The sequence below is a fragment of the Nocardia camponoti genome (assembly GCF_014646135.1).
Lineage (GTDB): Bacteria > Actinomycetota > Actinomycetes > Mycobacteriales > Mycobacteriaceae > Nocardia > Nocardia camponoti.
In genome coordinates, this window is the sequence record NZ_BMMW01000003.1 from 470,389 (window position 1) to 492,594 (window position 22,206).

The 22,206-nt window shown below is 64.8% G+C and carries 22 protein-coding genes; 11 read left to right on the forward strand and 11 right to left on the reverse strand.

Annotated features, from left to right (window positions below; genetic code table 11):
- Positions 1-11 precede the first annotated feature (11 nt).
- The 5 genes from pstA to IEX78_RS17030 all read right to left on the reverse strand — a co-directional run bounded on the left by pstA (position 12) and on the right by IEX78_RS17030 (position 5,066).
- The gene (pstA, locus tag IEX78_RS17010; RefSeq protein WP_188829965.1) at positions 12-917 is read right to left on the reverse strand and encodes a phosphate ABC transporter permease PstA; all 906 of its coding nucleotides are present in this window, start codon (positions 915-917) and stop codon (positions 12-14) included.
- Positions 917-1,891: a phosphate ABC transporter permease subunit PstC gene (pstC, locus tag IEX78_RS17015; protein WP_188829966.1), complete on the reverse strand. Its 975-nt coding sequence runs from the start codon at positions 1,889-1,891 to the stop codon at positions 917-919. Before pstC ends, pstA begins: the two co-directional genes overlap by 1 nt.
- Positions 1,892-1,982: 91 nt before the next feature.
- Complete coding sequence (gene pstS / locus IEX78_RS17020; protein ID WP_188829967.1) at positions 1,983-3,092, reverse strand: phosphate ABC transporter substrate-binding protein PstS; 1,110 nt, start codon at positions 3,090-3,092, stop codon at positions 1,983-1,985.
- A 212-nt stretch (positions 3,093-3,304) separates the two neighbouring features.
- Positions 3,305-4,213 (reverse strand): mycothiol synthase, encoded by a 909-nt coding sequence (gene mshD / locus IEX78_RS17025; RefSeq protein WP_188829968.1) that lies wholly within the window; start codon positions 4,211-4,213, stop codon positions 3,305-3,307.
- Positions 4,214-4,307: 94 nt separating this feature from the next.
- On the reverse strand, positions 4,308-5,066 hold the full coding sequence (locus IEX78_RS17030) for a winged helix-turn-helix transcriptional regulator (protein ID WP_188829969.1): 759 nt from the start codon (positions 5,064-5,066) through the stop codon (positions 4,308-4,310).
- Positions 5,067-5,233: 167 nt separating this feature from the next.
- Here IEX78_RS17030 and IEX78_RS17035 point away from each other — a divergent pair, with 167 nt between their 5' ends.
- The 6 genes from IEX78_RS17035 to IEX78_RS17060 all read left to right on the forward strand — a co-directional run bounded on the left by IEX78_RS17035 (position 5,234) and on the right by IEX78_RS17060 (position 9,377).
- On the forward strand, positions 5,234-6,079 hold the full coding sequence (locus IEX78_RS17035) for an LmeA family phospholipid-binding protein (protein ID WP_188829970.1): 846 nt from the start codon (positions 5,234-5,236) through the stop codon (positions 6,077-6,079).
- The gene (locus IEX78_RS17040; protein ID WP_188829971.1) at positions 6,076-6,513 is read left to right on the forward strand and encodes a thioredoxin family protein; all 438 of its coding nucleotides are present in this window, start codon (positions 6,076-6,078) and stop codon (positions 6,511-6,513) included. The genes IEX78_RS17035 and IEX78_RS17040 overlap by 4 nt, the downstream gene beginning before the upstream one ends.
- A gap of 271 nt (positions 6,514-6,784) precedes the next feature.
- Positions 6,785-7,249: a DUF4395 domain-containing protein gene (locus tag IEX78_RS17045; RefSeq protein WP_188829972.1), complete on the forward strand. Its 465-nt coding sequence runs from the start codon at positions 6,785-6,787 to the stop codon at positions 7,247-7,249.
- Between the two features lie 32 nt (positions 7,250-7,281).
- Entirely contained in the window at positions 7,282-8,115 is an 834-nt protein-coding gene (locus tag IEX78_RS17050) for a sulfurtransferase (RefSeq protein WP_188829973.1), read from the forward strand.
- A gap of 6 nt (positions 8,116-8,121) precedes the next feature.
- Entirely contained in the window at positions 8,122-8,427 is a 306-nt protein-coding gene (locus IEX78_RS17055) for a DUF1416 domain-containing protein (RefSeq protein WP_188829974.1), read from the forward strand.
- Positions 8,428-8,684: 257 nt separating this feature from the next.
- Entirely contained in the window at positions 8,685-9,377 is a 693-nt protein-coding gene (locus tag IEX78_RS17060) for a heme-binding beta-barrel domain-containing protein (RefSeq protein WP_188829975.1), read from the forward strand.
- A 165-nt stretch (positions 9,378-9,542) separates the two neighbouring features.
- Here the strand turns inward: IEX78_RS17060 and cydC are convergent, their stop codons facing one another.
- The 5 genes from cydC to IEX78_RS17090 form a co-directional block, all read right to left on the reverse strand.
- Complete coding sequence (cydC, locus tag IEX78_RS17065) at positions 9,543-11,666, reverse strand: thiol reductant ABC exporter subunit CydC (RefSeq protein WP_229684091.1); 2,124 nt, start codon at positions 11,664-11,666, stop codon at positions 9,543-9,545.
- Between the two features lie 160 nt (positions 11,667-11,826).
- The gene (gene cydD / locus IEX78_RS17075; RefSeq protein ID WP_188829976.1) at positions 11,827-13,563 is read right to left on the reverse strand and encodes a thiol reductant ABC exporter subunit CydD; all 1,737 of its coding nucleotides are present in this window, start codon (positions 13,561-13,563) and stop codon (positions 11,827-11,829) included.
- A 5-nt stretch (positions 13,564-13,568) separates the two neighbouring features.
- Positions 13,569-14,606, reverse strand: coding sequence for a cytochrome d ubiquinol oxidase subunit II (gene cydB, locus IEX78_RS17080; protein WP_188829977.1), 1,038 nt, complete (start codon positions 14,604-14,606; stop codon positions 13,569-13,571).
- Positions 14,607-14,612: 6 nt separating this feature from the next.
- On the reverse strand, positions 14,613-16,121 hold the full coding sequence (locus IEX78_RS17085) for a cytochrome ubiquinol oxidase subunit I (RefSeq protein ID WP_188830257.1): 1,509 nt from the start codon (positions 16,119-16,121) through the stop codon (positions 14,613-14,615).
- 187 nt (positions 16,122-16,308) lie between these two features.
- Positions 16,309-17,223 carry an aminodeoxychorismate lyase gene (locus IEX78_RS17090; protein ID WP_188829978.1) on the reverse strand — a complete coding sequence of 305 codons (915 nt, stop codon included), beginning with the start codon at positions 17,221-17,223 and terminating at the stop codon, positions 16,309-16,311.
- A gap of 100 nt (positions 17,224-17,323) precedes the next feature.
- Here IEX78_RS17090 and ygfZ point away from each other — a divergent pair, with 100 nt between their 5' ends.
- From ygfZ to IEX78_RS24765, 5 genes are all read left to right on the forward strand, one after another.
- Positions 17,324-18,460 carry a CAF17-like 4Fe-4S cluster assembly/insertion protein YgfZ gene (ygfZ, locus tag IEX78_RS17095; RefSeq protein ID WP_188829979.1) on the forward strand — a complete coding sequence of 379 codons (1,137 nt, stop codon included), beginning with the start codon at positions 17,324-17,326 and terminating at the stop codon, positions 18,458-18,460.
- Positions 18,457-19,122, forward strand: coding sequence for an MOSC domain-containing protein (locus IEX78_RS17100; RefSeq protein ID WP_188829980.1), 666 nt, complete (start codon positions 18,457-18,459; stop codon positions 19,120-19,122). Before ygfZ ends, IEX78_RS17100 begins: the two co-directional genes overlap by 4 nt.
- Positions 19,122-20,072, forward strand: coding sequence for an asparaginase (locus IEX78_RS17105; RefSeq protein ID WP_188829981.1), 951 nt, complete (start codon positions 19,122-19,124; stop codon positions 20,070-20,072). Before IEX78_RS17100 ends, IEX78_RS17105 begins: the two co-directional genes overlap by 1 nt.
- Positions 20,073-20,224: 152 nt before the next feature.
- Positions 20,225-20,446, forward strand: coding sequence for a DUF3073 domain-containing protein (locus IEX78_RS17110; protein WP_188829982.1), 222 nt, complete (start codon positions 20,225-20,227; stop codon positions 20,444-20,446).
- A gap of 287 nt (positions 20,447-20,733) precedes the next feature.
- The gene (locus tag IEX78_RS24765) at positions 20,734-21,156 is read left to right on the forward strand and encodes an ATP-binding cassette domain-containing protein (RefSeq protein WP_188829983.1); all 423 of its coding nucleotides are present in this window, start codon (positions 20,734-20,736) and stop codon (positions 21,154-21,156) included.
- Here IEX78_RS24765 and purM read toward each other — a convergent pair.
- Positions 21,092-22,168 (reverse strand): phosphoribosylformylglycinamidine cyclo-ligase, encoded by a 1,077-nt coding sequence (gene purM / locus IEX78_RS17120; protein ID WP_188829984.1) that lies wholly within the window; start codon positions 22,166-22,168, stop codon positions 21,092-21,094. The two genes, IEX78_RS24765 and purM, sit on opposite strands and share 65 nt — an antisense overlap.
- Positions 22,169-22,206: the final 38 nt, after the last annotated feature.

Consider the following 22,206-nt stretch of genomic DNA (forward strand, 5'->3'; position numbering starts at 1 on the left):
CGTTTCGCTTCTTATCGGTTCCGGGTGAGCAGCTTGTTGACCACGGCGGCCGCCGCGTAGAGCAGCGCGATGAGCAGGATCAGCGTGAGCGCCGCACCCCAGACTCGTGCGCGACCCGCGGGCTCGGGGTTGGCCAGCTCTTGGTAGATCAGCAGCGGCAGCGAAGCCATGTTGCCGTCGAAGATGTTCTGGTTGATCGACTTCGAGTAGCCGACGAGCACGAGCACCGGCGCGGTTTCGCCCATGACGCGGGCGATGGAAAGCAGGATGCCGCTGATCATGCCGGGCAGCGCGGTCGGGATGACGATCCGCAGGATGGTCTTCCACTTCGGCACGCCAAGCGCGTAGGACGCTTCGCGCAGCTCATCGGGGACGAGCTTGAGCATTTCCTCGCTCGACCGCACGACGACGGGCAGCATCAGCAGCACCAGCGCGAGCGACACCGCGAACGAGCTTTGCGGCATGCCGAGCGTGGCGATCCACAGCGCGAAGATGAACAGCGCCGCGACGATCGACGGGACACCGGCGAGGATGTCGACCATGAACGTGGTGACCTTCGCGAGGCGGCCACGTCCGTATTCGACGAGGTAAACAGCGGCCATCACGCCAAGCGGCACCGCGATCAGCGACGCGACGAGCGACTGCACGATCGTGCCGTAGATGGCGTGATACACGCCGCCACCGGTCTGATCAGGCAGGATGCCCTTCTGCGAGTTGAGCCACCAGTCCGAAGACAAGACGGTGCTCAAACCCTTACTAAGCACGAGCCCGAGGACCCAACCGAGCGGGATCAGCGCGATCAGAAACGCGAGCCACACCAGCGCCGACGCGAGGTTGTTCTTGATGCGACGCGCGGTGCTGAGCTGACGGAACGTGGGTGCCTTGACCGGACGGTCGAGCAGGTTTGACGCGGACATCAGCCGTTGACCCTTCCACCGGACGCCAAGCGAGCGAGCGCGTTGACGATGAAGGTGAGTGCGAAGAGCACGAAGCCCGCCGCGATGTAGGCACCGGTCGGCAGCGGCTGGGAGAACTCAGACGCGGCCGAGGCGATCTTGGAAGCGAAGGTGTAGCCGCCGTCGAACAGCGACCATTCGCCGGGAATCGGTGCGGTACGCAGCACGACGAGCACCGCGATGGTTTCACCGAGCGCGCGGCCGAGGCCGAGCATCGAACCGGCGATCACACCGCTGCGGCCGTATGGCAGCACGGTCATGCGAACGACTTCCCACTTGGTCGCGCCGAGCGCTTGCGCGGCTTCGACGTGAGCGCGTGGCGTGAGCGCGAAGACTTCACGCGACACCGACGTGATGATCGGCAGGATCATCACCGCGAGCACGATGCCCGCGGTGAAAATGGTGCCGCCGCCGGTGATCGAGACGTTGCCGTCGGAGAACAGGAAGAACCAGCCGAGGTTCTTATTCAAAAACTCCTGCACCGGCGCGATCTTCGGCGCGAGCACGAGGAAGCCCCACAGACCGAACACGATGGAGGGGACCGCCGCGAGGAGGTCGACCAGCATCGTGAACGGCTTAGCCAGCTGCTTTGGCGCGTACTGGGTGAGGAACAGCGCAACACCGACGCCGATCGGCACCGCGATAACGAGCGCGAACACCGCGCTCAGCACCGTGACCATAAACAGGTCACGGATGCCGAAGCGCAGGTGGTTCGCGTCGTTGGTGATGAAGTCGGCGCTGGTGAAGAAGTTGACCTCGTCAGCCCTGAGTGAAGGCACCGCGCGGATCAACAGGAACAGCGCGATCAGCGCGATCGCGGCGACGATCGTCGCGCCCGCCGCCGTAGCGAGCCAACGGAAGATCGTTTCCGCCGAGTCGCGACGGCCGTGACGCACTCCGGCCGGGGCCGGGTCGGTGTTCGGTTCAGTCGGCATATGCGCAGTATCTCCGGCCACCCGCCGGACCGGCGAATTCGCTGGTCCGGCGGCGGCCACCTCAGGGTGCATGGTCATTTCATCGCCGCGATCAGGAGATGGCGTTGACCGCGGTGGTCAGCTTGGTCTTGAACGCGTCGGGCAGCGGCACGTAGCCCGCGTCGGCGAGACCGGCCTGGCCGTTGGTGACGACCGAGGTCAGGAACGCCTTGACGGCCTTGCTGGTGTCGGCATCGGCGTACTTGCTGCACACGATCTCGTAGGTCGCCATGACGATCGGGTAGGCACCCGCGGTGGTCGGCTTGTAGAACGAGCTGGTGTCGAGGACGAGGTCGTTGCCCTGGCCCTTGATCTTGACGCCGTCGATCGACTTACCGGCCGACTCGGCGGTGAGCTTGACCGGGTCCTTGCTCGCCGAGGTGATGATCTGCGAGATCGAAAGGCCCTGAGCCTTCGCGAAGGACCACTCGTTGTAGGTGATCGAGTTCTTGGTCGACTTCACCGCGGCCGATGTGCCCTCGTTGCCCTTGGCACCCTCACCGACACCGCCGGCGAACGACTTGCCCGCGCCCTTGCCCCACGCGCCGTCAGACGCGGCGTCGAGGTAGAGCTGGAAGTTGTCAGTGGTGCCCGACTCGTCGGAGCGGAAGATCACGGCGATCTTGTCCGAGGGGAGCTTGGCGTTGGGGTTGAGCGCCTTGATCTCGGGCGCGTCCCAGGTGGTGACCGAGCCGTTGAACACCTTGGCGGCGGTCGGGCCGTCGAGGACCAGGTCGGTGACGCCGTCGACGTTGTAGGTGATGGCGATCGGGCCGAAGACGGTCGGCAGGTTCCACGCCGGGCTCGCGCAACGCTCGGCGGCCTTGGCGACCTCACCCTTCTTCTCGCTCAGCGGCGAGTCCGAACCACCGAAGTCGGTCTGGTTACCGGTGAAGTCGTTGACGCCAGCGCCCGAACCCGATGAGGTGTAGTTGAGGGTGTAGCCGTCGCAGTTCTGCTCGTACGCGGCGACGAAACGCTCCATGGCGTTCTTCTGCGACGAGGCACCCGATGCCTTGAGCGCCTTCTTGCCACCGCACGCGACGCTGGTGTTGGCGGCGGTGTCGCCGCTGGTGGTGTTGTTGTCGCTACCACAGGCGGTCAGGGTCATGGCGCCCGCGGCAAAGATGCCGACGATGGCGCTGGTGCGCTTCAAGTTCACTGTTCCTCCGACATTGCTGGCTACTCGCTCGGTCCCTCACCGGCCCGGGCGAGAAGGCGACAGCTGTGCCGCCCAGAAGTAACGTAAGGTTCTCCGGTTGACAGTTGGCCCGACGTCGGTTAACGGGAAATGAACACCCCGGCGCTAAACGGGCCGCGAATGGGCGCTTTGCCGCAGTTTTACTCGGCAGTTGCCAGTTGGTGTGAGTTAGCTCATTGACGCGTGTACGCGACGTCAATGTGGGCGGGCGCGAACCCGAGCTTGGTATATGTCGCGACCGCCGCGGTGTTGTCGGCCTCGGTATAGAGCAGAACCTCGGTGAGTCCGGCGTCGCGCAGGTGATGCAGCCCGACGAGCGTCAGTAACTTGCCAAGCCCCCTACCCTGCGCGGCGGGGTCGATGCCGACCACGTACACCTCGCCAGCGGGCGCGGCGTCGGGATGGGCTTTCGTCCAGTGGAAGCCGAGCAACTGGGTCGGGTTTGCGGCGTCGAAGGCGAGGAATAAGCCAGCCGGGTCGAACCAGGACTCGTCACGTCGAACGGCGATGTCGCGTTCGGTCCATCCGCCCTGTTCGGGGTGCCAGGAGAAGGCCGCGTTGTTGACGCGCAGCAGTTCGGCGTCGTCGGCTGGACCCGCGTAGGTGCGAAGAAGGACGTCAGCGGGAACGTCCACGTCAGGTAGCTCATTGTTTGCTAGTGGTCGACGCATCTGCCAAAGCTCGCGCGCTGTCGTCAGACCGAGCTTGCCAGCCACCGCCTTCGCCGCAGGTCGATCGCCATGCGCCCATACGCGAGCACCCGCGCCACCTTTGGTCAGCGCGGCGTCGACAAGCGAAGCGCCGAGTCCGTTGTCGCGCGCGGCCGGGTCGACAGCGACCTCGGCCATCGCGGGGTGATCACCATGTGCCGCAACAAGATTCGCGTAGCCGACCACGTCGCCGTCGTGTTCGGCGAGCAGATGCGCGACGCCGGGCTCGGCCGTTGCCAACGACAGCACGGCCTGCTCGGAAACCGAAGCGACGCCGTCAGCCGAGCGTGCTCGATCGAGGAGCGCGCGCACCTTCGCGGCACGATCGGCGTCGAGCGCGTCGAGCCAGGTCAGGGTTGCCGCGTCGGTCATCATCGCTCCAAGGTCTGGCGGGGAGAACGTCCGACGGTACGTCGATAGGCCACGCGAGCGCCAGCGTTGACCGCGCCGCGCACATAACTCGGACCTACAGCGCGCCGTTCAGCGGACCAACCGGCGCGTCATGCTCAACATCGGGGTCGACGAACGTGACCGTCTCAGTCTTCGCCGCGGCCGACCGCGCCGGACGAACCGCCTTGTAGCCGACGTTGCGCACGGTGCCGATGAGCGATTCGTACTCGCTGCCGAGCTTGGCGCGCAGCCGCCGAACGTGCACGTCGACCGTGCGCGTACCGCCGAAGAAGTCGTATCCCCACACCTCTTGCAGCAGCTGAGCGCGGGTGAAAACCCGACCCGCGTGCTGGGCGAGGTACTTGAGGAGCTCGAACTCCTTGTAGGTGAGGTCAAGCGGACGACCACGCAGGCGGGCGGTGTAGGTGCCCTCGTCGATCACAAGCTCACCGAGCGTGATCTTGCCGGTATTCTCCGGGCTCGCGACGCCACCGTTGCGGCCGACGAGCAGACGCAGTCGCGCGTCCAACTCGGCCGGGCCGGTGCCGGGGAGCAGGATGTCATCGAGACCCCAGTCGGCGTTCACCGCGACAAGGCCACCTTCGGTCAGCACCGCGACCACGGGCACCGACGATCCGGTACTGCCAAGCAGCCTGCACAAACCACGCGCGGCGGCGAGGTCGATGCGCGCGTCAACTAGCGCGACATCGGCACTCCCAGCCTCAAGCAATGAGGAAACCTCAGTCGGAGCGGGGCGCACGTTGTGCGCGAGCAGGGTCAACGACGGCAACACCACATCGGGGTTGGGGTCGGAGGTCAGTAGGAGCAGCTCCATTGGGCTCTCCTCCTATCTCGTAGCTCCGCGGACGCACGCAGCCGCGGAAAGAGCTACGTCGCCGAAACACAGGTAAGTCGTGTGCAACATTAGCCTGTGCGGCGCCACTACCTCGTTACATGGGGCGCACTTGGCTCTAACTCGTTGGGCGTCGATACAGTTGCCCTATGCGCAAGCTGATCATCGGGCTGCTTTGCCTGGCCGGTTTGGCGGTGGTGATCGATTTCGGCGCCGCCGCGTACTCGGAGTACCACGTGTCGCGTCAGCTACGAGCTGGCGCCGAGCTGTCGGCCGACCCGGAAGTCACCTTTCACGGCTTTCCGTTCTTCGCACAGGCCACGGCTGGCCGTTACGACGACGTGACGATTCGCGCCCGCAGCATGCGCCCCGACATCCCGGGTGAGATCGCGCTTGAGGCAACACTTTCGGGACTCCATGTCCCGACTAGTCGCCTGCTCGACGGGTCGGCTCGTTCGGTTGTCGTCGAGTCAATCGACGCGAAAATGGCCATCGAACCCACCGAACTTGGTCGCCTTTTCGGCATCCCCGATTTGCAGGTGCTCGGCCCGCCCGCCGACAAGTCTGACGGCACCGGCGGCTCCGGCGGTTCGGGCGTAACGACCTCCGGCGTGCACGTACTTAAGGGCACGTTGCCGATCGCGCCCAACGGTCGCATCTACCCGCCGGGCGTCACACCAGTGGGCAATGTCACGCGTGTTCCGGTGCAGGTAGAGGCCGATTTGTCCCTCGACGGCGACAAAATCCGCATCGAAGCCACCCGTTTCTACAACGACGCGACGACCACCGCCGATACCCCGGCAACGTCGACCAAGATCGACATCGCCGAAGCCGACCGCGCCGCTGTCCTCGCGCGCTTCAGCCGCACGATCGACACGAAAGAGTTGCCCTTCGGCATCGCACCCACCCATGTTGAGGCAAAGGGTGGTCAGATCATCGTTGAAGGGATTGGCAGGAACGTCACCATCGACCTCGACCGATTGCGGCAACCATGATCGAACTCGCGATTCTGCTAGCGGTGATCGCCGTCGCGATCGCGGTTGGCCTGCTCCTGCGTCGCAATCAGGGTCGTATCAAGGCCGCTGACACGCTGCAACCCACGTCATCGACGCGAACCCAGCTGCTCAGCGAGGCGGGCATCGACGGAACGGCCCCCGCCGTGCTGCACTTCTCGGCCGACTGGTGTGGCCCGTGCGCCGCCGTGCAACGCGTTGTCGCCGCGGTGACCGCCGAACTGGGCGACACCGCGCGCCCGCCACGCGACATCGAGGTCGACATCGACGCCAACCCCGACCTCGCCCGCGAGCTCAACGTGCTTTCCCTACCGACGACGTTCGTCTTCGACGACAACGCGACCGAACGCTTCCGCATCTCCGGCGTGCCGAAAGCCACCGACCTGCGTTCGGCGTTAACCCCACTCACCGCTTGATGTGGGAGGGGGCTTGCCCATTGTCCGCTCGGACCGGGTAAACTACCTCTCGTGCAATCCAGCCACGAGCTCATGCTCACCCGACGCCGCACAGTTGACCTGTGTCGCCTCGGCGGTTGTTGCTGCCTGTGCCGCTAATCGGTTGGCCCGCTCTCGCCTCTTGTTGAGACGTGTCCCAACCGCGCAGCTGAAGTTCGTTTGCGTGTGATTTAAACCCCCAGCGAACTAAGTCCAAGTCAACTGACTCACCTCAGCGCAGGAGCATTGCCTCATGACCATCACCTCGAAACCGACGCAAGTCGATGTTCGCGGTCCGCGCTTCGTCGCGTGGATAACGACCGGCGTGCTGGTGGCTGTCCTTGTTGTCGCCGCGTTTTCTACGACGCTCGCCGCGATTCTGATTGGCATTCAAGCCGTCGTTTTCGCGATCGGCGCGCTTCGCGGCCCGGTCAACCACCCCTATGGGCTGATCTACAAGGCGCTTGTCGCGCCTCGCGTCGGCCCGCCTACGGAAACCGAACCCATCCCGCCGCTGCGTTTCGCCCAAGCGCTCGGCTTCGTGTTCGCGACCGTCTCCCTGCTGGGCTTTGTGCTCGGCTCCCCGATCGTCGGCGCGGTGTTCGCCGGCTTCGCCCTGTTCGCAGCGTTTTTGAACGCCGCGTTCGGGGTGTGCCTGGGCTGCCAGATTTATCCGCTGGTGGCTCGCCTCCGGCACTCTGTCCCGGCACCAAACTGACCCTCCTGCAAGTCATCTCTGAAAGGAACAACATGGCTCGCTCCGATGTCCTGGTCTCCGTTGACTGGGCCGAAGAGAACCTCAACGCCCCCGGCGTCGTCTTCGTCGAGGTCGACGAGGACACCTCCGCCTACGAGGGTGGCCACATCGAAGGCGCCGTCCGCCTGGACTGGAAGAACGACCTGCAGGATCAGGTTCGTCGCGACTTCGTCAACCAGGAGCAGTTCTCCGACCTGCTCTCGGCTCGCGGTATCAGCAACGACGACACCGTCGTGCTCTACGGCGGCAACAACAACTGGTTCGCCGCATACGCGTACTGGTACTTCAAGCTTTACGGCCACAACGACGTGAAGCTGCTCGACGGTGGCCGCAAGAAGTGGGAACTCGACGGTCGTCCGCTGTCGCGCGACGCCGTTTCGCGTCCGGCGACCCAGTACAAGGCCGCCGCACCCGACCTGAGCATCCGCGCCTTCCGCGACGAGGTCATCGCCGCCATCGGCACCAAGAACCTGGTCGACGTGCGTAGCCCTGACGAGTTCTCGGGCAAGATCCTCGCGCCCGCGCACCTGCCGCAGGAGCAGTCGCAGCGTCCCGGCCACATCCCCAGCGCGATCAACGTGCCGTGGAGCAAGGCCGCGAACGAAGACGGCACCTTCCGTTCCGACGAAGAGCTCGCCGAGCTCTACAAGGAAGCCGGCCTGGACGGCGAGAAGGAAACCATCGCCTACTGCCGCATCGGCGAGCGTTCCAGCCACACCTGGTTTGTGCTGCAGGAACTGCTCGGCCACAACAACGTCAAGAACTACGACGGCAGCTGGACCGAGTACGGTTCCCTCGTCGGTGCACCTATCGAGTTGGGAGCGTAATCAAATATGTGTGCAGCACCTACCCAGGGTCAGGCCATCCCGGCGGGCGTCGACGTGGAGAAGGAAACGGTCATCACCGGCCGTGTCCTGAACGCTGAAGGCCAGCCCGTTGGCGGCGCGTTCGTGCGTCTGCTCGACGGCAATGGTGATTTCACCGCTGAGGTCGTTGCCTCGGGCACCGGTGACTTCCGCTTCTTCGCCGCGCCGGGTTCGTGGACCCTGCGCGCACTGAGCTCGTCGGGCAACGGCTCGGCTGAGGTCAAGCCCGAGGGCGCCGGTATCCACACCGTCGACGTCGAGGTCGCGAAGTAGTAACCTCTCAATATGCATCAGCGCCTGATCGGGGGCTCTGCGTGGTGACGCAAGCTGCCGCCTCCGAGCCCTGACCGATCAGGCGCAACGGCCCTGGTAGTTCCGTGCGCGGAACTGCCGGGGCCGTTTGCCTATCCGTGTCTTTGAGTCGCTAGACTTCGCCACGTGGTCCTCTTCTTCGAACTCCTCCTGGTGGCCGTGTCGATTCTTATCGGCTGGTTCGGCCTTTACGTCTTCTACCGTCTCTTCACCGAGTCATGAGCAGCGCCGGGGATTCGTCTTCGGCCGAGCAAGCGAGCAACACCCCGGCTGAAGAGCGGCGCAGTGGCGATGAAGCGGTAAACGTCGCCGCCGAGCGAGCTAAGGAAACCGGCGCCCGGAACATTCCGGTCCTGCCTGGTCTTCCCGTGCCCGAACAGACCGCCAACCTGCGTGAAGGTCCCGACCTTAACCACGACATGCTGGCCCTGCTGCCGCTTGTCGGCGTGTGGCGCGGCGAAGGTGAGGGTCATGACTCCGCAGACCCCAATGACGGCGACTACCGCTTCGGTCAGCAAATCATCGTCTCCCACGACGGCGGCCCGTTCCTGATTTGGGAATCCCAGATCTGGAAGCTCGACGCCGACGGCAACTACGTTGGCCCCGACCTGCGCGAAAGCGGCTATTGGCGCGTCGCGAAAGAGGGCACCGAAGACGAGATGCTTGAGCTGCTGCTCACCCACGCGAACGGCGTCATCGAGCTGTACTACGGCAAGGCGCGCAATCAGTCGTCGTGGGAATTGGCCACCGACGTGGTGATTCGCAGCCAGTCCGGCGCGGTTGTCGGCGGCGCGAAGCGGTTGTACGGCATCGTCGAAGACGGCGACCTGGCCTACGTTGAGGAACGAGTCGACGCTGACGGCGAACTCATCCCGCGGTTGTCGGCCCGGTTGCAGCGCTACATCGGTTAAAAAGCAGCGACCCCCGAGCCTTTTTCGCTAGGCGAACCCGGTTGGATCTGCCGGGGGCTCGGGGGTCGGGTGACTGCTTGGATATAGCTGCTAGCTAGCAGCCACCTCACTCATCCGTTGAACATACATTCGTCGGATCACCTCCTCTCTTGTGTACTGAGGAATCTAGCTGGGCGCGGTGAGCGCTCGCAACGCATTTTCTTTGCCGCTTTGACCTGCGACAACGGTGATAACTTCGTCGGCGCGATGGTCGGTTGGCAGTTGATGAGTGACCACAACCACCGTGCGTTCCGGCGCGACCAGTCCGCTGTCGACATCGAGCAGCGCGCGCAGCAGCGCGTCGCCTTCGGTCGCGTCGAGGTGTTCAGTCGGCTCGTCGAGCAGCAGCGTCCGCGCTGGCGAGATGAGCGCGCGGGCGAGCAGGATCCGCCTGCGCTGCCCGCCGGAAACCGCATCCGCACCGCCGCTGAGCACGGTGTGCACGCCCGCTTCGAGCGAGTCGAGCCATTCCCCGAGCCCAACGGCGTTGAGCGCGTCAACAGCTTCGTCGGCAGCGAGGTCCCCCCGCGCGACCCGCAAATTCTCAAGCACCGACGTAGTGAACAGATGCGCGTCTTCAGCAAAAAACGTGACCCCGGGCTTCGGCACACCACGCAGCCCGGCCCATTCCATAAGCAGCGTGGTCTTCCCAGCCCCACTGGCCCCAACAACCGCAACGCGCTTGCCCTCTGGTCCTGAGTCCGGCGATGTCCGATCGACCATGTCGGCCGACGCCGCAGCAGCCGACGCGTCCGCATCGTCGCTGTCCGCCCGACCGTCACCCAAGCCCGCGCGCACCGCCAACGGCACGCTCACCGCGTCGCCGACCGCTCGCCGTTGCCCGGAGTCCGCGCTCGGTACCAGCGACATCAACCGGTGATAGGCCGCGCGTGAAGTCGTGAAGGTGGTCGCCGCCGCAGGCAGCGCGCCGACCGCTTCGAATGCCGACAGCGGCACGAGCACCAGAATCGCCAACGCCATCGGCGTCATCCCGCCGGCCTCGCCACCGGTCGGCCCATAGATCGCGATCCCGACAAGCAGCGCGCCAAAAGCGCTGACGCCCAGGGCAAATGGGCCAGCGGCCGCCGCCCACGCGCTCCGCGACGCCGCCCGGTCCTCAGCAACGAGAGCCGCTCGCGAAGCGTCGTCGGCTGACGCGAGCGCCGCATCCAACCGTCCCGCGACCCGCAATTCGGCAGCGTGATCGAGCACCGTTAATGCCCGCGCGGTGAACTCCCCCCGCTCAACCCGAACGGCGCGCTCGGAAACCCGCGCGGCATAGGCGGACAGCCACGGCCCGAGAATCCCCGCGACAACGAGCGCCCCAGCGAGCACAACCCCGGCGACAACGGAAATGCTCCCAATCAACCCAACGGCCGCAACAGCGAGCACAACCGCGACCGCAACGGGAACAAACGTCCGAACAACAACGGCCCCCAGATCATCAATATCGGCCCCCACCCGAACCAACAAATCCCCAGCCCGCATCTCCCGCGCCCCGCCGTCCGCATCTCCCCGCCACCCCTGTCGCGACGAACCCGCAGTCCGCCCATCGCGGCGCCCCGACGGAATGGAGCCAACCTGCGCCCCCGAACCGTCGCCGTCCGGGCCGCCACCGCGCGCCTCGTCCGTACCGCCAGCACCGCACCCGTCCCGCGCTCCGGCCACGCCGATCCGCGTCTCCGCCCCGTCGCCCGCCGCACCGACGCCACCGCGCGCACCATCCCGCATCCCGCGCCCGCCCCCCAGCGGCGCACCGTCCCCACCTCGCGCCTCACCCTCGGCGCCCGCACCGCGACTGCCCCGCGCTCCGTCCACGCATGCCGCGCCAATCCGCGCCCCTCCCCCGTCGGCCGCCGCACCGACGCCGCCGCGCGGCCCATTCGCACCGTCCCGCGACCCGCGCCCCAACGCACCGTCCCCGTTTACACCCTCCCCTCGATCCCTCCACCACCAAATATCCGCGCGTGCCAACGTCGAATACACCTGCACCCGAGCCGAATTCATCGCCCGCAACGCAACATCATGCGTCGCGAGCCGCTCCAGGTAACGGCACACCCCGCGCGAAATGCCAAGTGCCCGAACAAGAACCACCGCAATACTCAGGTCGAGTACTGGCGGCATCCCCCACGCCCGCGCGATCAACCACGCGGCAAGCGCCGCCAACGCCAGCCCGCTCCCCAGCGCGGCCACCCCCCACGCGATCGCAATAGCGACCCGTCCCGGCGAAAGCTGCAACAGCCGCCACATCCCCCGCACGTCAGCCGACACCGAATCCGTCTGACTAACAGCCACTTTCATGATGCGCACTCCCCTTCCAAAGCCGCCGCACAGGCCCGACAGCCGGGCATCAGACCTTCACCCCATGGCTTGCGTTCCGAAGCCCCCGCGCCCATCTGACAGCCGAGCATCAGACCCTCACCTCATCGCTTGCGTCCAGAAGTCCGGCCACAACGCCGCCACCAGGCCCCGCCGCAAGCTCGGGCTCCAAAGCGACCCCTGCCGAACTCCTCCGCACCTCAACAACCACATCCCCCGCCGCAATCACGCTCGGCCGATGCCCAACAACAACCACCGTCGCACCCCCGCGCGCCAGATCACGCAACGTCGTCAACACCCGCTGCTCACTGCGCGCATCCAAATGCGCCGTCGGCTCGTCAAGCAACAAAACCGGCCGGCCGGAAGCGAGCACCCGCGTCAACGCCAATCGCTGACGCTCACCCAGCGAAAGCCCCACTCCTCCAAGCCCAACCACCGTCTCCCACCGGTCAGGCAGCGAGTCCAAGACAGCATCGAATCCCGTTGCGGCACACATCAACTCAGCAACATGCACCTTCCCGCCGAGCAGTTCAACATTGTCCCGCAACGTCCCCGGTACCAACACCGGCCGCTGCGGCAACCACGCGACCTGCCGGTACCACGATTCGGGATCAAGCTCGCTCACGGCCACCCCGTCAATCAAGACAGACCCCGCGTCAACCGAGGTGAGGCCAAGAATCGCGGCCAACACCGTCGACTTCCCCACCCCATTCGCCCCGGTCAACACCGTGACCTTCCCTGGCGCGAACACCGCATCCAATTCGAAAGGAGCGCAACCACTTCGATCAACAACGCTCACCCCGACAAGCTCAACAACCCCCACCCCGGCCGCAGCCGTGCCCGCCGTGCGAACCGGCACCGACTCAAGCACCGCGAACGCCTTCTCCCCCGCCGCCATCCCATCCTGCGCGGCGTGAAACTTCTCCCCCACCTGCCGAAACGGCCAGTAAACCTCGGGCGCGAGAATCAATGCGACAAGCCCCGCATACAGCGTCATCTCCCCATAAACGAGCCGCATCCCAATCGCGACGGCGATCAACGCGACGCTCAACGTCGCAAGCGACTCAAGCACCATCGATGAAAGAAACGCGATACGCAACGCCGCCATGGTCTTCACCCGTAGCGAATTGCCAAGCGTCCGAACCTGATCCACCATCGACCGGTCCCCGCCCTCGCGCCCCAGCGCGCGCAACGTGGGCATTCCGGCGAACAGGTCGAGTAGTTGATCCGACAACCGCGTAGTCGCTGCCAGCGTCGCCGCCGACTTCCCCTGCGTCAGCAACCCAATCAACACCATGAAGACCGGGATCAACGGCACCGTGACCACCGCGATCAACGCCGAGGTCAGATCATGAAAAGCGATCACAATCAGCACGATCGGCGGAGCGAGACACGCCAACAGCAGCGCGGGCAGATACCCGGTGAACCACCCGCGCAGCCCGGCGAGCCCGTTGCCAACAACAACGGCGATTTCGGTTCGGCGCGAAGCCGATTCGCGTGGCGGCAGCGACGCGCCCGCTCGCAACGCCGCGTTCTCCAACTCAGCAACGGCCCGGTCGCCCGCGCGATGCGCCAACCGCGCCTGCCACCAACTAGCGACAACCCGCGCGACCAAAGCCAAAGCGAGAACAGTCAATTCGACAGTCCATGCGGCAAACGAGCGCTTGCCGGGGTCGGTGATGACCCCGGCAAGCACTCGGCCAATCATCAGCGCCGTGACCACGATCGAACAGGTGATCACCAACGCGAGCGCGACGGCGATGACCAGGTGTGGTCGGGCTGAGCGGGCGTACCGCCACAGCCGAGGATCGACGGGGCGAGACGCCATCGGACTCAGCCTTTCAGTTGGGTGAGCATGGGCGGAAGACCGGTGTTCGGTGGGATCATCTTTTCGCCGATGCGCCCGCGGAACACCCAGTACGCCCACCCTTGGTAGATCAGCACGAACGGGAAGAAGATCGCGACGGCGACGAACATCACGACCAGCGTGTAGTGGCCCGACGACGCGTTGTAGAGGGTGAGGCTGTAGTCGGGGTTGATCGTCGACGGCATCACGTTCGGGAAAAGCGACCCGAACAGCAGCACCGAAGCGCCGACGACAGTGGTCGATGATCCGACGAACGCCCACCCGTCGCGCCCCGCCGCGTTAGCCGCGAACGCGACGACCAGGCCGAGCACCGCGACGGCGACCATCGCCCACGTCCATCCCTTGCCGTAGGCGATCTGGGTCCATAGCGCGAACCCACCAAGGATCAGCGCCGTCGGCACGATCAGGATCTTCACGATCCGCATCGCGCTATCGCGCACTTCGCCCGAGGTCTTGAGCGTCAAATACACCGCGCCTTGGAACAGGAAGAGCGAGCAGGTCGCCAACGCGCCGAGCAGCGCGTACGGGCTGAGCAGGCTGCTCACGGACCCGGTGATGTACTTGTCGGGCCCGAGCGGAACGCCGCGCACGAGGTTGGCGAACACCCAACCCCAGGCCAACGCGGGCACGTACGAACCGATGTAAATGCCGACGTCAGCCCATTGCCGCCACTTCGGGTCGTTGATCTTGCCGCGGTATTCGATCGCACAGACCCGCAGGATCAGCGAGAAAAGCAAGAGCAGCAGCGCGAGGTAGAAGCCGGAAAACATGCTGGCGTACCACTCGGGGAACGCGGCGAACAGTGTGCCGCCCGCGGTGATCAACCAGACTTCATTGCCATCCCACACCGGGCCAATCGTGTTGAGTAGCACGCGTTTTCGCAGGTTCGAGCCGTGTCCGATGATCGGCATCAGCATCCCGACACCGAAGTCGAAACCCTCAAGCACGAAGTAACCGGTGAACAAGATCGCGATCAGAACGAACCAGGTTTGCTGCATTCCCATCGTCTCCTAGTAAGCGAAGGACAGTTGATCGTCCTGATCGGTCGGGCCATCTGGCTTGCGATGCCTGCCGGTGTCGGGTCCGTTGGGGTTGTTATCTGGCTCGATGTGATGCGCCATCGCGCCTTCCGGCCCGGCGAGCGTGTAGCGGCGCAGCAGGTAGAACCAGATGGCGGCGAGGAAGCTGTAAAGCAGCGTGAACGCGATCAGGGAGAACAGCACGGTGCCCGGTTGATGCGGCGAGACACCTTCTTCGACTCTGAGGTGGATCATCCCGTCGCCGGTGCGGTTAGGCACGACAACCCAAGGCTGACGACCCATTTCAGTGAAGACCCAGCCCGCGCTGTTGGCGAGGAAGGGTGTCGGCAACGCGATGAGACACAGGTAGGAGAACCACTTCTGGTAAGCCACGCGATTCTTTCGCGTGACCCAGTAACCGGCGAAGAAGAGCAGCGCCGAGCCGATCGCCAGCCCGATCATCATGCGGAACGACCAGTAGGTGACGAACAGGTTGGGCGAGTAATTGCCCGGCCCGTATTGGTCGACGTAGGACTGTTGCAGGTTTTCGACGCCTTGCAGCGTCACGTCGCCGAAGGTGCCTTTGGCGAGGAAACCAAGCACGTATGGCACTTCAAGCAGGTGAGTGACGCTTTGGCAGTTGTTGTGCGTACCGATGGTGAGCACCGAGAATTTCGGGTTTTCCTCTGTCTGGCAAAGCGATTCGGCCGATGCCATCTTCATTGGCTGCTGGTCGAACATCACCTTGCCCTGGATGTCGCCCGTCAGCGCAACACCGATGCCCGCGATCAGCACAACCAACAGCCCGAGCCGCAGCCCCGGACGCCAAAGGCTACGCGCGACTTCGCGTTTCTCCGGCGAGCCCCCGCGCGCCTCACGCACCATCCACCAACCAGCGATCGCGACGACGAACGTGCTCGCGGTGAGGAACGCGGCCGCGACGACGTGGGAGAACGCGACGATATTGGTGCTGTTGGTGAGCAGGGCGAAGATGCTGTCGAGTTCAGCGCGCTTCTTTTCGGGGTTGAAGCGGGCACCGACGGGGTGCTGCATGAACGAGTTGGCGGCGAGGATGAAGTAGGCCGACACGTTGACGCCGACGGCGACAAACCAGATCGTCGCGAGGTGCACCTTCTTTGGCAGGCGACCCCAGCCGAAGATCCAGATGCCTAGGAACACCGATTCCATGAAGAAGGCGATCAGTGCTTCAAGGGCGAGTGGAGCGCCGAAAACGTCGCCGACGTAGCGCGAATATTGACTCCAGTTCATACCGAACTGGAACTCGAAGACGATGCCGGTCGCGACGCCGATGGCGAAGTTGATGAGCAGCAGTTTGCCGAAGAACTTGGTGAGCCGCAGCCAGGAATCTTTGCCGGTGACGTGACAGCACGTCTGCATGATCGCGACTAGGGGCGCGAGCCCGATGGTGAGCGGAACGAAAATGTAGTGGTAGACGGTGGTGATACCGAACTGCCACCGCGAGACGTCAACGGTGTTCAGAGCCATGTCGAGCGTACTCATTCGACCTCCAGCCGGAGACTACGACAAGTCGTAGTAGATGCTACGCCTTTACCCGGTTGGAACAACAGTGATCACGGACACGACATGCTGGGAGATAGCTGAACGATTCGGTAACACAATCCTTTTGCGGGCCGCAGGGGCACGCCCACCCGTGCCCCGACCGCGACTACGTGCTCTGCCAGTCCCCGAGCGCGCCACTCGATGCGATGCCCTTATCGACCATCGCGACGATCTCTTCGGCATTTTCCGGCGCTGACAGGCGAATTCCGTCCAAATGACTCACCCGGGCGGCCAAGGTGACGCTGGAGAGCAACCAAATGCTATCGCAATCGAAGAGATCCGCGGTGAACAGCGACTGATAGTCGCATTTCCAGCCAGCCTTCTTCGCCACATCATAGAGCGAACGTTGAGTTACCCCGGGCAACACGCCATTGCGCGCGGGCGGAGTGATCAGTTGTTTGCCACGCGCGATCACCACAGTGGAACGTGGGCCTTCCAAAACCCGATTTTCCGTGCTGTGGAAAATCACATCATCGTTGCCCATGCGTTTGGCGAAACGCAGCGCGGCCATATTCGTCGCGTACGAAAGAGTTTTCGCACCGAGCAGCTGCCAGGGCGCGGCCTGGGCTAAATCGATCGAGATGCCGCGCGCGAGCGTCATCACCTTGACGCCGTCGGTGCGCGCGGTCGCGACGCGCGCGGGCACCGGCGAGACCAGCACATACGCCGACGGCGTTGGTGTCATTGGCACCAATTCGCTTGGCGGAGCGTCGAATTCGCTATCGCGTCCGCGCGTGTAAATCAGTCGAAGGACGCCTTCTTCGTCGGCACCCCATTCTTTGACGGCACGCTCAACCGCCGAACGCCACTTTCCCAGTTCGGGTTCGGGCAATTCCAACGCTTGCGCCGACCGACGTAGCCGCGCGAGGTGATATTCCAGTGCGGTGGCGACCCCGTCGCGCACCAGGATCGTTTCGAAAACGCCGTCACCGCGCAGCGCTCCGATGTCATCGGCATAAAGCAACGGCGCGTTCGCATCAGCGAGCGCGCCGTCGAGTGTCACAAGAACCCGTTCTCCCATGTCGATGAGGGTATGCGTTATTTGATTGTGATGTGCGGTGTTGGGGTGCGACGCGACGGACTTACCCCGTCAAACGCACCCGGTTGCGGCGCGATTGACGATGGCGGCTTACAGTGGGTGTGTGTCGACCGACGTCGCCCCCAGTCCTGTTCTCTTAACTCCGGGTGCTGTCGCGGGCGCTCCGGGCAGTCCCGATGCCACTGTGGCTTGGCATTACGGCGACCCCTTCGGCGAGCAAAAAGCGGCGGTCAACCGGGTCGCGGTCGTTGATCGCAGCCACCGCCACCTCGCAACTATCACCGGCAAAGAGCGCCTCAGCTGGCTGCACACCATCTCCAGCCAGCACATCGCCAACCTCGCCGACGGCCAGACCGCCGAAAGCCTCGACCTCGACCTCAACGGTCGCGTGCTCAACCACTTCGTCGTCACCGATCTCGACGGCACCCTGTGGCTCGACACCGAGGGCGCGCGCGGCCCTGATCTTGTTGCGTTCCTTGCCAAAATGGTCTTTTGGGCCGATGCGAAGCCGGAGAACGCGCCCGACTACGCACTGCTCACCCTGCTCGGCCCACAGGTCGCCACGCTCGTCGACGTTCTCGGCGTCGCGCTCCCCGATACCTACGAGGCGGTCGCGCTGCCCGCAGGCGGCTTCCTGCGCCGCATGCCTTCGCCAACCGACGACTCGTTCGACCTCATCGTTCCCCGCGCACAGCTACCCGAATGGTGGTCGAAACTCACCGCGGCCGGTGCCGTGCCCGCTGGCATGTGGGCGTACGAGGCGTTGCGTGTTGCCGCCGGTCAGCCGCGCATCGGCGTCGACACCGACGAACGAACCATCCCGCACGAGGCCCGCTGGATCGGCGGCGTTGAAGAGCGCGGCGCGGTCCATCTCAACAAGGGCTGTTATCGCGGTCAAGAGACCGTCGCGCGGGTGCACAACCTTGGCAAACCGCCGCGCAACCTGGTGCTGCTGCACCTCGACGGCTCGGCTGACGAGCGGCCCGAAACCGGCGCCGACGTCACCGCTGGCGGTCGCACGGTTGGTCGCGTCGGCACCGTCATCGACCACTTCGAACTCGGTCCGATCGCGCTCGCGTTGGTGAAGCGGTCGGTTCCTGCCAATACGGAACTGGTCGTCGGCAGCATGGCCGCCGCGATCGACCCCGATTCAGTGCCGTCCGACGACACCCCGCAGGCCGGACGGGCGGCCATCGACCGGCTGCGCGGTCGGTCATGAGCGCCGTGGCAACCGGTCGCGTTGACGCTGTTTGCGTCGTCGCCGCCGAGGTTGAGGTGCGCACCAAGGTCGGCCGAACCGCCATCGATAAGCGGCCCGTCGCCGGTCGCGTCGCGGTGTCGTCACTCGGCCTGGCAGGCGACCACGTGTGCGACACCGCCCATCACGGCGGCGTTCACCAGGCCGTCTACGCCTACGCCGCCGAAGACGCCGCGAACTGGGCGAGCCAAATCGACCGTGAAATCCCGCCAGGCTGGTTCGGTGAGAACCTGCGCGTCTCCGGGCTGCCGGTCAGCGATGCCGTGCTCGGCGCACGCTGGGCCATCGGCGACACGCTGCTTGAGGTCAGCGCCCCGCGCGTTCCTTGTTCAACATTTCAGCAATGGACCGGCCAGCCGCAGTGGGTCAAACGATTCACGCTGCAAGCTGATACAGGTGCCTATTTCCGGGTACTGACCGAAGGAACGATCGGCGCGGGCGACGAGGTGAACATCGTCTACACCCCCGCCCACGGCATCACTGTTCGCGACCTGTTCACCGGCGCCGACCCCGCCCTGCTCGAGCGCCTGCGCACCGAGGAGCCAACCATCTCCCCCGACGTCGAAATGCAAATCGCGCGCCACGCGAAGCGCAATCAGCCAACCACTGTGCGGGTCAGCTGATGAGCGTCGAACTGGTCGAGGTGGTCCGTTCGGGGTTTCGCGAATGCGTGCATCGCGGGTCGGTGATCGTCATCGACGCCGACGGCGAAACCATCATTGAGCTGGGCGAAGTTCACACCCCCATCTTCCCAAGGTCGACCAACAAGCCGTTGCAGGCACTGGCCCTGCTGCGCAACGGCTTCGACCCCGTCGACGACGACGAACTCGCCATCGCAACCGCGTCACACTTTGGCGAACCCGACCACGTCGCGTTGGTTATCCGCCTGCTCGACCGCTACGGCTTCACCATTCACGACCTCGCCTGTCCGCCCGACCTGCCCTTCGACGACACCGCGCGCGCCAAAGCCATCACCGGTTCCGGCCCGAGCCGCGTGTACATGAACTGCTCAGGCAAGCACGCCGCCATGCTCGCGACCTGCGTCATCAACGACTGGCCGACCACCGGCTACCTCGAAATCGACCATCCACTTCAGCAAGCGATCGCTTCGACCATCGCCGACGTCACCGGCGAGCCCGAAACCGATTTGGGCATCGACGGCTGTGGCCTGCCGATCGTGCCCGTCTCGCTTGCCAACCTCGCGCGCACCTTCGCCGAGTTCACCACCGCCACGCCCGGCGACCCGCCACGCCGCATCGCTGACGCCGTGCGAGCGAATCCGCGAGTGATTTCGGGCACGCGAGGTCCCGATTTTCTTGCGATGTCGGCCACGCCCGGCCTGTTTAGCAAGATTGGTGCCGACGGTGTGCATGCGGGCGCGTTGCCCGACGGACGCGCTTTCGCCTACAAAATCAGCGACGGTTCCGACCGCGCGAGAATGCCGTTAACCCTCGCTGTCCTGCGAAGACTCGGAATTGACTGGACCGATACCCACACCGAACTCGCGGCGGTGGCGGTGCTCGGCGGCGACGCCCGTGTCGGGGTGATTCGGGCGATTCCGGGCGTCATCTGAGCGGGCCCCCAACCCGATTTGCCACGTCTTCACCCACTCCTGGGAGCGCGACCGCCAGACACACGCTAAAGTGTCTGTCAGGAAGAGTATTAATTCGAACGGGGCCGCCAACAAACCCCAGGCCGCCCCGCAGTGACGCGAGGGGGTCAGCCATGGGCCGTGGCCGGGCTAAGGCAAAGCAGACCAAAGTCGCACGTGAGCTCAAGTACAGCTCCGCGCCGACGGACTTCGCGAGCCTTCAGCGCGAGCTGTCCGACAGCACTCCGATGTCTCAACCACGTAGTGGTGGGCTGCTGTCGAATGAGCACGACGCGGATGATTCGCCGTCCCGTTGGAACGAGGACGACGACTCCTACGACAGCTGGCGCCGCTGACATACCCGTTGAGGGTTACTCCGGAGTCGCTGCAGTAGGGCGATAGACGAATACGCGACTGAGCGTCCTGTGGATACCACAGGACGCTCGTCGTGTTTCATGCGAACGCCCCTCTTTTAGCTGCCTGACTTGGTCGCCTGGTCGCGGCAATGGGAATTGGACACGTGCCCACCAGGCTCTCAGGGATGGATTTCGCCCCGAATTTTCACCACCAGAGCCTGGTGATCATCTGTCCAGCTTGTGCCCATCAAGATCAGCACGCTGTCCTGGCGAAAGTTACTCGGCCGATGCCGCCACAGCAGCGTGCTCACCGATTAGGTGAGCGCTTCGGGGCCGGGCATCCCGGCCAGCAGCGGGGACGTCGAAGCGTTGGGAATGCAAGGGCGCGTCACCATTTCGTACGCACGCGCACTCCTGGCGAGTGCGTTGTGCTTGTCGACTCGGTCAGCCTGCGACTTGAGCCCGGCGAGGTGCTGGGTCTTGTCGGTGAATCGGGATCGGGCAAGTCGGTCACCATGCTCGCCGTGCTCGGCCTGCTGACCGACCCCCTCACAGCCTTCAGCGCCCGCGGGTCGATGCGTGCCTGCCAGATCAGCGCAAAAAGCCCCCGCGCGCAGGCCGCATGCGGGGGCTTTTGCGAACAGCTTAGAAGCGCGGGTGGTCGCCGAGCAGCACAGCGCGCTCAGCGTCGACGTCCGCCGCCTTCTTGACCTGACCAAGCGTCCAGCAATCGATGTGGCGGGCCGTGAGCACCGCGAGGGCGCGGTCGGCATCCTCGGGCGCGACGATCGCGACCATGCCGACGCCCATGTTGAACGTCTTCTCCATCTCAACGCGCTCAACCCGACCACGCTGGGCGATCAGCTTGAACACCGGTGCCGGGTTCCAGGTGCCACGGTCGAGTTCGGCGACCAGGCCGGCGGGCAGCACGCGCGCGAGGTTGGCGGCGAGGCCACCACCGGTGACGTGCGAGAACGTGCGCACATCGGTTTCGGCGATCAGTGCGAGGCAGTCCTTGGCGTAAATGCGCGTCGGCTCAAGCAGTTCCTCACCGAGCGTGCGACCGAATTCCTCGACGTGGCCGGTGAGTGACATGCGGTCGATGTCGAGCAGCACCTTGCGGGCGAGGCTGTAACCGTTGGAGTGCAGGCCCGACGAGCCCATCGCGATCACGACGTCGCCGGGGCGGACGCGGTCGGGGCCGAGGATCGAGTCGGCTTCAACAATGCCGACGCCGGTGGCCGACAGGTCGTAGTCGTCGGGATCCATGAGGCCGGGGTGTTCGGCGGTTTCGCCACCGAGGAGCGCGCAACCGGCCTTGATGCAGCCTTCGGCAATGCCGCCAACCAACTCGGCGACCTTCTCCGGGACGACCTTGCCGATGGCGATGTAGTCCTGCAGGAACAGCGGCTCAGCACCACAAACAACGAGGTCATCGACGACCATCGCGACGAGGTCGAGGCCGACGGTGTCGTGCTTGTCGAGCGCTTGCGCGATCGCGATCTTGGTGCCAACGCCGTCGGTCGACGCGGCGAGCACCGGCTCGCGGTACCCACCCTTGAGCGCGAAGAGCCCGGCAAATCCGCCGATGCCGCCGAGCACCTCGGGACGGCTTGCCTTCTTCGCCAATGGTCCGAACAATTCGACGGCGCGGTCACCGGCTTCGATGCTCACGCCAGCAGCAGCGTAGGAAGCGCCTGCACCAGTGTTTTGTTCAGTCATTGTGGGAAAAAGCTCCAAACCGAATCGGCGGATAGATG